The organism is Micromonospora sp. NPDC048842 (assembly GCF_040649935.1).
Lineage (GTDB): Bacteria > Actinomycetota > Actinomycetes > Mycobacteriales > Micromonosporaceae > Micromonospora > Micromonospora hortensis.
Genome location: NZ_JBEZGK010000037.1, coordinates 42050 through 55249, shown reverse-complemented (window position 1 = coordinate 55249; position 13200 = coordinate 42050). Strand labels below are relative to the sequence as shown.

Annotated in this window: 9 protein-coding genes; 2 read left to right on the top strand and 7 right to left on the bottom strand. The window is 71.8% G+C overall.

Features of this window, described 5'->3' with window-relative positions; all coding sequences use genetic code 11:
- Nucleotides 1–413 precede the first annotated feature (413 nt).
- The 3 genes from AB0C19_RS31850 to AB0C19_RS31840 are packed head-to-tail and all read right to left on the bottom strand — an operon-like array spanning nucleotide 414 to nucleotide 4711.
- Nucleotides 414–2315 carry a PucR family transcriptional regulator gene (locus tag AB0C19_RS31850; protein WP_357191321.1) on the bottom strand — a complete coding sequence of 634 codons (1902 nt, stop codon included), beginning with the start codon at nucleotides 2313–2315 and terminating at the stop codon, nucleotides 414–416.
- A gap of 48 nt (nucleotides 2316–2363) precedes the next feature.
- The gene (gene argG, locus AB0C19_RS31845) at nucleotides 2364–3815 is read right to left on the bottom strand and encodes an argininosuccinate synthase (protein WP_357191319.1); all 1452 of its coding nucleotides are present in this window, start codon (nucleotides 3813–3815) and stop codon (nucleotides 2364–2366) included.
- A gap of 47 nt (nucleotides 3816–3862) precedes the next feature.
- On the bottom strand, nucleotides 3863–4711 hold the full coding sequence (locus AB0C19_RS31840) for an RNA methyltransferase (RefSeq protein ID WP_357191329.1): 849 nt from the start codon (nucleotides 4709–4711) through the stop codon (nucleotides 3863–3865).
- Between the two features lie 91 nt (nucleotides 4712–4802).
- Here AB0C19_RS31840 and AB0C19_RS31835 point away from each other — a divergent pair, with 91 nt between their 5' ends.
- Nucleotides 4803–6650: a thiamine pyrophosphate-requiring protein gene (locus tag AB0C19_RS31835; protein ID WP_357191317.1), complete on the top strand. Its 1848-nt coding sequence runs from the start codon at nucleotides 4803–4805 to the stop codon at nucleotides 6648–6650.
- A gap of 191 nt (nucleotides 6651–6841) precedes the next feature.
- On the opposite strand, the gene AB0C19_RS31830 is transcribed toward AB0C19_RS31835, so the two are convergent.
- The 4 genes from AB0C19_RS31830 to AB0C19_RS31815 all read right to left on the bottom strand — a co-directional run bounded on the left by AB0C19_RS31830 (nucleotide 6842) and on the right by AB0C19_RS31815 (nucleotide 11760).
- Nucleotides 6842–9043, bottom strand: coding sequence for a transglycosylase domain-containing protein (locus tag AB0C19_RS31830; RefSeq protein WP_357191314.1), 2202 nt, complete (start codon nucleotides 9041–9043; stop codon nucleotides 6842–6844).
- 211 nt (nucleotides 9044–9254) lie between these two features.
- The gene (locus AB0C19_RS31825) at nucleotides 9255–10022 is read right to left on the bottom strand and encodes a hypothetical protein (RefSeq protein WP_357191312.1); all 768 of its coding nucleotides are present in this window, start codon (nucleotides 10020–10022) and stop codon (nucleotides 9255–9257) included.
- Nucleotides 10023–10174: 152 nt separating this feature from the next.
- The gene (locus tag AB0C19_RS31820; RefSeq protein WP_238682619.1) at nucleotides 10175–11281 is read right to left on the bottom strand and encodes an SPFH domain-containing protein; all 1107 of its coding nucleotides are present in this window, start codon (nucleotides 11279–11281) and stop codon (nucleotides 10175–10177) included.
- A gap of 5 nt (nucleotides 11282–11286) precedes the next feature.
- Entirely contained in the window at nucleotides 11287–11760 is a 474-nt protein-coding gene (locus AB0C19_RS31815; RefSeq protein WP_091403880.1) for an NfeD family protein, read from the bottom strand.
- 120 nt (nucleotides 11761–11880) lie between these two features.
- On the opposite strand from AB0C19_RS31815, the gene AB0C19_RS31810 reads away from it, so the two are divergent.
- Entirely contained in the window at nucleotides 11881–13182 is a 1302-nt protein-coding gene (locus tag AB0C19_RS31810; protein WP_357191310.1) for a serine hydrolase domain-containing protein, read from the top strand.
- The last annotated feature ends 18 nt before the right edge of the window (nucleotides 13183–13200 follow it).

Genomic DNA, 13200 nt, shown 5'->3' with positions numbered 1-13200 from the left:
GCCACCCACGGCCCCGCCCCGCCCCGCCCCCCCCCGCCCCGCCCCGCCCCGCCCCGCCCCGCCCCGCCCCGCCCCGCCCCGCCCCGCCCCTGGGGAGTGTGCCCCTGCTCCTTTGGAGCTGATGTCGTAAACGAATCAGGGCGCGGTTGACCCGAGCCGAGCCGAGCCGGACCGAGCCGGACCGAGCCGGACCGGGCCGGGCCGGGCCGACCCGAGCCGGGCCGCGCGATTCGTTCACGACATCAACTCGATAGCGTGCCGGCCCTCTATGCCACCCCTACGCCAGGCCGACCCCGCCCCCGTCGATCATGGCGTTCTGGTGGGCGCAATAGACGTTTTCGCGCCTTCTGCCGCCCACCACAACTCCTTGATCGACGCGGGCGGGGCTTGGGTGGGGTGGGGCCGGGGTGGGGTTAGGGGGTGCGGACTGCTTCCAGGGCAAGTAGGGCTACGTGTAGGGAGAGGCTGGCCTCTACCGAATCCAGGTCCACGTCGAGGATGCGGGCGATGCGGGCCAGGCGTTCGTAGAAGGCCGGCCGGGACAGGTGGGCGGCGGCGGCACCGGCCGACTTGTTGCGCCCCTGCTCCAGGTAGGCGCGCAGGGTGTCGAGCAGCCGTTCCCGGGGGTGCCGGGCGTCGTACTCCAGCAGCGCGCCGAGTTCACGCTCGACGAACGTCTGGAGGCGGGGCTCGTCGCGCAGCAGGTGCAGCAGCCCGGCCAGTCCGACGTGCGGCAGCCGGAAGATCGGCAGGTCACGCCGGTCACGCCGGGCCGCCTCGGCGATCTGCCGCGCCTCGACCAGCGACCGCCGGGCCTCCCGCAGGGTCCCCACCCCGGAGCCGGCGGCCACGATCACGGCACCCTGACCAGCACCCCGGAACGAGTCGACACCGACCCCCGACCGAGCGGCCTCGACACCGAACGCCGCGCGGGACGGATCTACGCCGAAGCCCGTGCGGGCCGCATCGGCGCCGACCGCCGCACGGGAAGCGTCGGATGCGGAGCGGGACACGTCAGCTGCGGGACGGGAGACGTCCACGCCGGAGGCGGCCCGCGCCGGTTCGACACCGGGCGCCGGTCGGCCGGTGCCGGCGTCGAGGCGTACCCGACGAAGGGCGCCGGCGAACGCGGACAGCGCGCGGTCCTCGGCGGCCGGGTCCGGCAGGGCCAGCAGCGCGCCCACCGAGTGGTCGTCGACGGCGCTGGTCAGCGCGGTCAGCTTCGCCTCCCGCAGTGCCTGGCCGACCGCCTCGGAGAGATCGCGTAGCCGGGCCTGGCCGGCCTCGGGGCCGACCTCTCCGGCGGGGTCGTCGGCGCGGTGCCGGACCATGACGCCGACCAGGTGTCGCCGGTCGAGCACCACGCCGAGCGCCTTGGCGCGCAGCCCCACCTCGTCCACCGGGCGGGAGTGGTCGAGCAGCGCGGTGAGCAGGGTGCGGTGGATCTGCCGTTCCAGGCCCTCGGCGTCGCGGCGGATCAGCCGGCCCAGCGCGAGGGTGGACGCGGCTCGCTCGATCAGGATGGTGAGCCGGGTGGGCGAGCCCGCTGTCGGTTCGACGGCCCGGGCGCTGGGCACGTCGCCGCTGGCCGGCCAGCGCAGCAGCAGCCGGCCCCAGTCCTGCCCCCGGGCGCCGACGGTGGTCACCAGCCAGCCGCTGTCCGGGTCGTACGCGGTCCGCCCGGCCGGGCGGATCCGCCTGGAGTGCTGCTCCCAGCCGTCCAGCAGCAGCTCGGCGCTCTCCCCCGCCGGGTCGTACCCGAGCACCTGCCGGGACAGGTTCTCCAGCACCACAGGGCAACCGGACAGCTCGGCGGCCTGTCGGATCACCTCGGCGGCGTCGGCGCCCTCCACGGACAGGTCGTTGAACCGCTGGTGGATCTCCTCGGTGGCGCGCAGCTCGGTGAGCTGCGCGTCGACGATCAGCGCGTGCACCGCCTCGGTGATCCGGACGAACGGGGTGGCCCGGCGCAGCTCCACCAGGGGCAGCCCGCGCCGTTCGGCGGCGGCGGTCATCACCCGGGGCACACCACTGACGTACCGGCGGCCCAACTCGACGACGAGTCCGGAGACTCCGACGTCGGCGAGGTCGCCGATGAACGCGCGCAGCCCGGCGTCGTCCCCGGGCAGGCCGATGCCGGTGGTGAGCACCAGTTCGCCACCGCCGAGCAGGGTGGCGATGTCCGGCACCTCGGCGACGTGCACCCAGCGGACGGGTCGGTCCAGCCCGGCGTCGCCGGCGACCACGCGTGGCGCGCCGTGGCGGACCGGGTCCAGGGCGAGGACCTCACGGACGGTAGGGAACACGGCCGCCACGCTACCGTCCGTGACGCCGGAACTCGACTTGCCACCGGCGCGAGGGGGTTAGTCGACGCCGAACTCCATCGCGGCGCGGTCGAGCATCTCGTCCTCGGGCGAGGCGACGCCCCGGGACGCGATGGCTTCCGCACCGCCCTCGGGCATCGCGCCGATCAATCCGGTGGAGGCGGCCTGCGCGGCCCCGATCATCCGCTGCGAGTTCCCGCCGCCGACCAGGCCGAGGGAGGCGTACTGCTCCAGCTTCGACCGCGAGTCGGCGATGTCCAGGTTGCGCATGGTGAGCTGGCCGATCCGGTCCGACGGGCCGAACGCCGAGTCCTCGGTGCGCTCCATCGACAGCTTGTCCGGGTGGTAGCTGAACGACGGGCCGGTGGTGTCCAGGATCGAGTAGTCCTCGCCCCGGCGCAGCCGCAACGTCACCTCACCGGTGACCGCCGTGCCGACCCACCGCTGCAACGACTCGCGCAGCATCAGCGCCTGCGGGTCCAGCCAGCGGCCCTCGTACATCAGCCGACCGAGGCGGCGACCCTCGTTGTGGTAGTTCGCCAGGGTGTCCTCGTTGTGGATGGCGTTGACCAGCCGCTCGTACGCGTAGTGCAGCAGCGCCATCCCCGGCGCCTCGTAGATGCCCCGGCTCTTGGCCTCGATGATCCGGTTCTCGATCTGGTCCGACATGCCCAGGCCGTGCCGGCCGCCGATGGCGTTGGCCTCCAGCACCAGGTCGACGGCGCTGCCGAACTCCTTGCCGTTGATCGTGACCGGGCGGCCCTGGTCGAAGCCGATGGTGACGTCCTCGGCCTGGATCTCCACTGACGGGTCCCAGAACCGCACGCCCATGATCGGGTTGACGGTCTCGATGCCGGTGTCGAGATGCTCCAGGGTCTTCGCCTCGTGCGTGGCGCCCCAGATGTTGGCGTCGGTCGAGTACGCCTTCTCGGTGCTGTCCCGGTAGGGCAGGCCGCGTTCGAGCAGCCACTCCGACATTTCCTTACGCCCACCCAGCTCGGTGACGAAGGCGGTGTCGAGCCACGGCTTGTAGATGCGCAGCATCGGGTTGGCCAGCAGGCCGTACCGGTAGAACCGCTCGATGTCGTTGCCCTTGAAGGTCGAGCCGTCGCCCCAGATCTGGACGTCGTCGGCGACCATCGCGCGCACCAACAGGGTGCCGGTGACGGCGCGGCCCAGCGGGGTGGTGTTGAAGTACGCCCGCCCGCCGGTGCGGATGTGGAAGGCGCCGCAGGTCAACGCGGCAAGGCCCTCCTCGACCAGAGCGGCGCGGCAGTCGACCAGACGGGCGACCTCGGCGCCGTAGCTGAGCGCGCGGCCGGGCACCGAGGCGATGTCGGGCTCGTCGTACTGGCCGATGTCGGCGGTGTAGGCGCAGGGAATGGCGCCCTTGTCGCGCATCCACGCGACCGCGACCGAGGTGTCGAGGCCGCCGGAGAAGGCGATGCCGACACGTTCGCCGGTGGGCAGGGAGGTGAGAACCTTGGACACGGGGAAAATTATGCAATAGAACGCATGGCCATGCAAGCCGAAGCGACCTACTCGCCGCCGAACGGCGGATCGTCGCGGCCCAGCTCCCAGAACGCCACCGCCGCCGCGGCGGCCACGTTCAACGAATCCACGCCGCGCCGCATCGGAAGAACCACCCGCACGTCGCTGGCGGCCTGGGCCGCAGCGGTGAGGCCGGGCCCCTCGGCGCCGAGCAGCAGCGCCGCCCGCTCCCGCTGCGCCGGGGTCAACCGCTGGATCGGTACGGCGTCCGGCGCGGGCGTCATGGCGAGCACGGTGAAGCCGGCCTCCCGTACCTGGTCCAGGCCCTCGGGCCAGCGGTCGAGCTTCGCGTACGGCATCGCGAAGACCTCACCCATGCTGACCCGGACACTGCGCCGGTACAGCGGGTCGGCGCAGGACGGCGACAGCAGCACCGCGTCGATGCCGAGCGCGGCGGCACCCCGGAAGACCGCACCGAGGTTGGTGTGGTTGTTCACGTCCTCCAGGAGCACGACCCGGCGCGCGGCGGCGAGCACCTCGGCCGCCGTCGGCAGCGGCCGGCGGTGGAACGACGCCAGCACCCCCCGGTGTACGTGGAAGCCGGTGGCCCGTTGCAGCACGTCCTGTGTCGCGGCGTAGACCGGCGCGTCGCCGGTGTCCAGGTCGGCGAGCTGGTCGACGCGCTTGGCGTCGACCAGGTACGACCGGGCCGGGTAGCCCGCGCGCAGCGCCCGGCGCAGCACCAGCTCCCCCTCGGCGATGAACAGGCCGTGCGGTGGTTCCCAGCGGGTGCGCAGCTCGACGTCGGTGAGCGCCCGGTAGTCGGCGATCCGGTCGTCGTCGGGGTCGGTGATCTGGTGGACGGGCACCCGACGATTCTGCCGGACGCGGAGCAGTGCGCTTCGACGCCCGTCCGGCGGGGTGTTTTGTCCGAAGAAGAAGGGGAATGACCGGCGGGCATCGGACGGAACGGGAAGGACCAGCCAGGTGAGCGCAGACGACACCACGGCGGGCGAAGCGGGCACTCTGCCCCGACGTCCGACCGTCGCCGACCACATCGTGTCGCGACTGTTCAGCTGGGGCGTACACCGCTACTTCGGCTATCCCGGCGACGGCATCAACGGCATGACCTCCGCGCTGCAACGCACCAACGGCCGCGCCCAGTTCATCCAGGTCCGCCACGAGGAGACCGCCGGCTTCGCCGCCTCCGCGCACGTCAAGTACGGCGGCGGGCCGCTGGGCTGCGCGCTGGTGACCAGCGGGCCGGGCGCCATCCACCTGCTCAACGGCCTGTACGACGCGAAGCTCGACCACCAACCGGTGGTCGCCCTGGTCGGGCACACAGCGACCACCGCCGAGGGCGGCGGTTACTACCAGGAGGTCGACCTGCTCGCCCTCTACAAGGACGTGGCAGCGGCGTTCCTGGCCCAGCTCGACCACCCGGCGCAGGTACGTCACCTGGTCGACCGGGCGTGCCGGACGGCGCTGGCCCGGCGTACGGTCACCGCCCTGATCCTGCCCCTGGACCTACAGGACGAGCCGGCCGTCCCGAACCCGCCGCACGCGCACGGCTACTACCAGACCAGCAACGCGCCGAGCAGCACGCCGACGGTGCCGCCCGAGGCGGACGTGCGCCGGGCGGCCGAGGTGCTGCGCGGTGGGCAGCGGGTGGCCATGCTGGTCGGCCAGGGTGCCCTCGGTGCGCGCGACGAGGTCCGCGAGATAGCTGATCGACTCGGCGCCGGCGTGGCCACAGCGCTGCTCGGCTTCACCGCCGTCGACCACCGCGAACCCTGGGTGACCGGCGCGATCGGGCTGCTCGGCACCCGACCGAGTTGGCAGCTGATGAGCGGCTGCGACCGGCTGCTGATCGTGGGCAGCAACATGCCGTACTCGGAGTTCTACCCGCAGCCCGGGCAGGCCCGCGCGGTGCAGATCGACCTGGACGGCACCCAGCTCGGGTTGCGCTACCCGACCGAGGTGAACCTGACCGGCGACGCCCGCCCCACGCTGCGGGCGTTGCTGGACGAGCTGGGCCCCGGCCCCGGGCCGACCGCCTGGCGGGCGGAGGTCACCGAGGCCACCTCGGCGTGGCGTCGGGTGCAGCACGACCTGGCCGAGCAGGCCGCCGACCCGGTCAACCCGCAGTTGCTCTACCACACACTGAACGAACGGCTGCCCGACGACGTGCTGCTCGCTGTCGACTGCGGCACCACCACCGCCTGGTACGCGCGACACATCCAGGTACGCCCCAGCATGCTGGCCAGCCTCTCCGGCACGCTGCTGTCCATGGGCGGCGCCATGCCGTACGCGTTGAGCGCCAAGTTCGCCCACCCGGACCGCCCGCTGGTCGCGCTGATCGGCGACGGCGCCATGCAGATGAACGGCGTCAACGAGCTGATCACCGTGGCGAAGTACTGGCGCAGCTGGACCGACCCGCGCTTCGTGGTGCTGGTGCTCAACAACCGGGATCTGGCGTTCGTCAGCTGGGAACAACGCTCCACCGAGGGGACGCCGATGTTCCCGGACAGCCAGCAGTTGCCGGACATCGCCTACCACCAGTGGGCGGAGGTGCTCGGGCTGCACGGCGAGTTGATCGACTCCCCGGATCAGGTGCGCGACGTCTGGGACCGGGCGCTCACCGCCGACCGGCCGGTGGTGATCAACGCTCTGGTCGACCCGGCGGAGCTGATGCTGCCACCGCACTTCACAGTCGAGCAGGCCCGCAAGACCGCCGCGGCGGTGCTACGTGGCGACACCGACTGGGCCGGGATCGTCCGACGCGGCCTGCCAGCGACCCTCGCCAGCTACCGTCCCCGACGCCGCGACCGCTAACCCCGCCCCGCCCCGGCCCCGGCCCCGGCCCCGGCCCCGGCCCCGGCCCCGGCCCCGGCCCCGGCCCCGCGATCTTGCACTTTCTGCGCCGACAAAAGGGGGCAAACGAGTGCTTGTCGACAACCGAAAGTGCAAGATCGCGGGGGTGAGGGCGGCAGGGCGGCAGGGCGGGAGGGCGGGAGGGCGGGGGGTTAGCCTCGGCGGTCGAGCCAGCGCTGGAGGGCTGAGCGGGGGTCGTCGGTGGTGGGGTCCTGCCGGCGTTCCGGGACCTTTGGGCGGTCCACCGGGCGGTGCGGGTCGCCGGCCAACTCGTGGCTCGGCGCGACGAACGTCTTCTCCGGTTGGCCCTTCACCGCGGTGGCGATGACCCGGGCGACCGCGTCGATCACCTTGGTCTGCACCGCCGAGCCCACCGAGTCCGCCGGGTCGTCCGGGTTGGCGGCGATACCGGCCACCGCGACCTGCGGGGTGAAACCGACAAACGTCTCTGTGGAGTTCTGCTCCGAGCTACCCGTCTTACCAGCCACCGGTCGGCCGTCGAGGATGTCGTTCACACCTGTGGCGGTGCCGCCGTTGCACTGCCCGAACGCCGACTGCTGACCCACCGGGCAGCGCGCCGCGTCGGTCGCGGCACGGGCGACGTCGGCGTCGAGAACCCGCTTGCAGGAGGGCTGCCCCACCGGCACCTTCGTGCCGTCCGCGCCGGTCACAGAGACCACCGGCACCGGCGTGCAGTAGGTGCCATCGGCGGCCACCGTGGCGTACGCGTTGGCCAGGTCCAGCGGGGTGGTGGCCGCCACACCCAGGGTGAACGAACCCCAGTTCGCGGCGTTGTTCTTGGCGAAGGCGGCGTCCGAGTCGGCGCGGAACGTGATGCCGAGCCGCTGCGCCATCTGGACCACCTTGTCCTGGCCGACCTGCTCGGCCAGCCAGACGAAGTAGGTGTTCACCGAGCGGCCGAAGCCGTCCCACATCATCCGGTACCCGTCCATCCAGTCCGGGTTGGCGTTCGCCGGGCACCAGTGGCCGTCACAGCTGCCCGGTCCCTCGGCGGCGTATCGGGTGGGCAGCTTGGCGGGCGCGTCGAAACCGGTGGAGAGGGTACGGCCCGACTCCAGCGCGGCGAGCATGGTGAACAGCTTGAACGTCGAACCCGCCTGGTACCCGTCGACGCTGGCTCCGCCGGAGATCAGCGGGTTGACGGTGTTCGGGTAGTTCGCCTGCCCGGCCGGGTTGTCGGCGAGGCTGTAGTGCCGGTTCACCGCCATCGCCAACACCCGCCCGGTCCCGGGCTGGACCGCCGCGATCGGCAGGGCGCGCTTGTTGTCGTACCCATAGACCTTCGTGGCCTGCTGCTGCGCGGTGGCCTGGATCTTCGGATCCAGCGAGGTGACCACCGTGTAGCCGCCCGAACGCAGTGCCTGCTCGCGCTCGGCCACTGTCGCCCCGAAGGCCGGCTGGGTCAGCCACCACTGGCGCAGGTAGTCGCAGAAGAAGCCCCAGTCGTCGTGGCCCTGGGAGACGGCGGTGCAGCCGTTGGGCTGGGCGGTGGGGTGCAGGCCCAGCGGCCCAGCCTTGGCCTGGGCTGCCTGAGCGGCGGTGATCGCGTTGGTGGCGACCATCGAGTCCAACACGTACGACCGGCGGGTCAGCGCCTCGTCCTTGTCACCGCTGATCGGGCTGTACGCGTCCGGGGACTGCACCAGACCGGCCAGCAGTGCCGACTCGGCGAGGGTCAACTGCGCGGGGGGCTTGCCGAAGTAGCGCTGGCTGGCCGCCGCGATCCCGTACGCGCCGGAGCCGAAGTAGGCGATGTTCAGGTACCGGTCGAGGATCTCGTCCTTGCCGAGGTTCTTGTCCAGCGCGCTCGCGTACCGGATCTCCTGGATCTTGCGGCCCACCGTGGGGTCGGTGGCGGCGGCGCGCTCCTCGGCGGTGCGGGTGGGGTCGGTCTTGAGCACGTTGCGGACGTACTGCATGGTCAGCGTCGAGCCGCCCTGCTCGGTGCCGCCACCCTTGACGTTGGCCACCAGCGCCCGGGCCAGACCGCGCAGGTCCGCGCCACCGTGGTCGTAGAAGCGCCGGTCCTCGGCCGCCACGATCGCCTGCCGCATCACCGGGGCGATCTCCGACAACGGGACGTCGGTGCGGTTCACGTCGTAGAACGTGGTGATCAGCGTCTTGCCGTCGTTGGCGTAGAGGTACGAGCGCTGCGGCGTGGCCGGGGTCTTCAGCGAGGCCGGCAATGCGGCGTACGACCCGAGCGCGGATCGGGCCGTGAGCCCGAGCAGCAGGTTGCCCGGCAGCGCGGCGACTGCCAGGACAAGCCCGGCCAACACGCCGGCGAGCAGCACTGTGAACAGCCGCGACAGCGGCGAGCGGGGGGCGGCCATGCTCCCCAGGATTGCCACGAATGCCGCCAACCGACCACCCCCGCCCCGCGATTGTCAGCAACTTCACGCCCACCCACCAGCCAACTCCCACCCCCGCGCCCTGCACCAGTTGCTCAGGGTGATCAAGAGGTTTGCGTCAGGAAAGGGCCTTCGGCTGACGCAAACCTCTTGATCACCGGCCAGTAGGCGAGGCTTAAGGCAGGTGGGTGGGTTAGGGGTTTGGGGTACTTAGGCTGGCGGTGGCGGCGTCTCTGGCCGTTTCGCGGGGCATCAGGCGGCCGGAGCGGTAGCCGATGCCGATGCCGGCGATCAGCACGAAGATCGCACCGAAGGTCTGCAACGAGCCGATCAGGGCGCCGCCGAGGCCGAGCAGGGGCGCGGCGATGATCAGCATGACGCCGTCGCCGAGGCTGAAGGTGCCCGAGCGGGCCACCGCCCACCCGGTGAGGAACCAGCCCGCGCTGTAGAACGTCGCCCCGAGCAGGACCAGCGACCGCGCGGTGGCGCCGAAGACCGGCGTCTGCTCCTCGAACCCGGCGAACGGCAGCATCAGCACGGTGCCGGCGATGCTGACCAGCAACCCGGCGGCGGCCACCCGGCGGCTGCGGGTCGCGGCCAGCAGCCCGGTGAGGGCCAGCAGCGCGAGCAGGCCGAGCCAGACCGCTGCCACCCAGCCGATCAGGTACACCGCCCGGCCGTCGGCCGGATAGGGGTCGTTGCCCACCCCTCCGTCGCTGGCCATCGCCACAGCGCCGTAGAGGATGGCGTACGCGGGCAGCAGCCAGACCGCCGCCCGTGCGAACCGACGTACCGAGAAGGCCCAACTGGCGTTCGTGGCGGGGGCGCCCGGGGTCGGCTCGCCGACGAAGGGCAGTACGCCGAACCCGCCACCGCTGCGCCGGGAGCCCAGCGGGGCTACCGGGTCGTGCGCGCCGGGCACCGGGGCCGAGGACCACATCCGATTCGCCGGATCCTTCATGCGTCACCTCGCTCGTCGTCGAGCGGTGCACCGACGCGCCGGGGCGCCCCGATTGCCTGGTCACCACCCGTCCTAGGACCGATCGTGGCAGGCGTCGGAGCGCCCCATGAGTCTTTCTCGTATTTAGCCGACCGGGCGGCCGGCGTACCGGATCAGCCGCGCTCGCGCTGGTCGGCCGGGTCCTCGGTCAGGCTGGCCGGAGACACCGGCTCCGGTGCGGGCAGCCCCTGCGGCTTGTTGCCGCCGGTGGCCTGCGCCTCGGCGACGCGTACCTCGTCGTGGATCTGCTGGGCGGCGTCCGCCGCGGCCTGCGCCGCCTCCGCGGCCTCGCGCTCCACCTGGCTCGCGTGTTCGGCCGCCTCCGGAGCGGGCAGGTCCCCCACCATCTGGCTCAGCCCACCGAGCGCGCCACCCATCCCCTCCAGGGCCTTGGTCAGCTCGGCCGGGACGATCCAGACCTTGTTGGCGCTGCCCTGGGCGATCTGCGGCAGAGCCTGGAGGTACTGGTAGGCGAGCACCTTTTGGCTCGGGTTGGCCTGGTGGATCGCGTCGAAGACCGTGCGGATCGCCTTCGCCTGACCCTCGGCCTGGAGGATCCGGGCCTGCCGGTCACCGTCGGCCCGCAGCACCGCCGACTGCTTGTCACCCTCGGCGGTGAGGATCACCGACTGCTTGTGCCCCTCGGCGGTCAGGATCGCCGCGCGACGGTCCCGCTCGGCGCGCATCTGCTTCTCCATGGAGTCGCGGATGCTGGCCGGCGGCTCGATCGCCTTGATCTCGACCCGGGTCACCTTGATGCCCCAGCGGCCGGTGGTCTCGTCCAGCACACCCGACAGGTGCCTGTTGATCTCGTCCCGGCTGGTCAGCGCCCGCTCCAGATCGAGCGAACCGATCACGTTACGCAACGTGGTGACGGTCAACTGCTCGATGGCCTGGAGGAAGCTGGAGATCTCGTAGGTCGCCCGGACCGAGTCGACCACCTTGAAGTAGAGGACCGTGTCGATCGAGACCACCAGGTTGTCCGAGGTGATCACCGGCTGCGGCGGGAAGCTGACCACCTGCTCCCGCATGTCGACCTTGGTACGGACCGCGTCGATGAACGGCACCAGCAGGTTGAGGCCGGGGCTGAGGGTGCGCTTGTACTTGCCGAGCCGTTCCACCACGTCCTGGCGCTGCTGCGGCACGATCCGCACCGCCTTGGCCAGCGTTATCACGGCGATCAACGCCACCGCGATCACCACCACCCCGATTAAGGTCATCCCGTTCACCCTCTCGATTCCGGCAACTCGCCGGCGGAAGAAACATCGTCCTGCCACACCAGGGCGGTAGCGCCCCGGACCTTTATCACCCGAACCCGTTGACCGGGGTCGTAGACCTGCGTCGTGTCGTACGACCGGGCGCTCCACAACTCACCGTCGATCTTGACGAGACCCTGCTCGGCGTCCACCCGTTCCAGCACCAGCGCCGTGGAGCCCTCGATCGCCTCCACGCCGAACGGCTGCTCGCCACTCTCCAACGCGGAGCGGCTGTGCCGCCGGATGACCGGTCGGACCACCACCAGGCTCAACGCCGACACCACAGCGAAGACCAGCGCCTGCACGGCGACCGGCGCGCCCAGGGCGGCCGCACCGGCGGCGGCGAACGCACCTGCCCCGAACATGATCAGAAATAGCGTCGTCGTGAAAATCTCGGCGACGGCCAGCAGCACACCCAAAACGATCCACACCACGGCGTCCACCCCCCGATCGTGACACGCAAATGCACGCGCGGCCTCCCCACGAAGATCAGTAGGCTCTGCGGGACCCTTTCCGGCCCGTCAAAACATCACGAATCGGCGGCCCGACCCGAGGAGATCCCGTTGACCCTGTTACCCGAGACCGCCCGACAGATCGACACCCGGGTCGCCCAGGCACAGGCCGACGGTCACACCCCGTCGCTGGTGCTGGGCGTGGTCCGCGACGGCACGCTGGCGCACGTGGCCGTCGCCGGCGAGAACCCCCGCCCGGAAGTCGACCTGCAGTACCGGGTGGGCTCGATCAGCAAGACGATGACCGCCACCCTGATCATGCAGTTGCGCGACGCCGGCCGACTGGCCCTGGACGACCGGCTGGAGCAGCACCTGCCGGGCGCCGGTGTGGGCGCGCTCACAGTGCGCCAACTGCTCGGGCACGTCAGCGGCATCCAACGCGAACCCAAGGGCGACTGGTGGGAGCGGGCAGCGGGCGTCGATCTCAACACCCTGCTCGCCGATGTCGACGCCGACAAGATCGCTTACCCGCCCCACCGCGCGTACCACTACTCCAACCTGGGGTACGGCCTGCTCGGCGGGTTGCTCGAACGGCTCACCGGGACACAGTGGGCCGACCTGCTCGACGAACGGATCCTCGCCCCGCTGGGCCTGCGCCGCACCACCTACGCGGCCACCGAGCCGTACGCCCGCGGCTACGTCGTCCACCCCTGGCACGGCACACTGCGCGAGGAACCCCGCACCGACACCGGCGCCATGGCCCCCGCCGGGCAACTCTGGTCGACGATCGAGGACCTGGGCCGCTGGGCCGCGTTCCTGGCCGACCCCGACCCGTCCGTGCTGGCCGCCGAGACCCTGACCGAGATGTGTGCCCCCGTGGTGATCAGCGACCTCGACTCCTGGACCGGCGGGCACGGCCTGGGGCTGGAGCTCTACCGCGACGGCGAGCGCGTGTACGTCGGGCACGGCGGCTCGATGCCCGGGTACGTCGCCGCCCTCGTGGTGCACCGGCCCACCCGCACCGCAGTGGTCGGCTTCGCCAACTCGTACGGCTTCCCGATCACCGGGCTCGGCCGTCAACTGCTGACCACGGTGCTGGACGCCGAGCCGGCGTTCCCGCACCCGTGGCGGCCGCCCACCGCCGCGCCGGATGCCGAGTTGGCCGAGCTGACCGGCCGCTGGTGGTGGATGGGCACTCCGCTGGACCTGAGCTGGGACGCGGGTGACCTGGTGGCCCACGTACGCGGCGAGCGGGTGAGCCGGTTCACCGCCGAGGGGACGGACCGCTGGCGGGGACGTTCCGGCCCGGAGAACGGCGAGATCCTGTCGGTCCTGCGCGACGACGACGGACGGGCGCGGGCGGTCGACATCGCCACGTTCGTCTTCACGCGCAGCCCGGACGAGGTTCCCTGAACCGAACCGCCGCTGGGC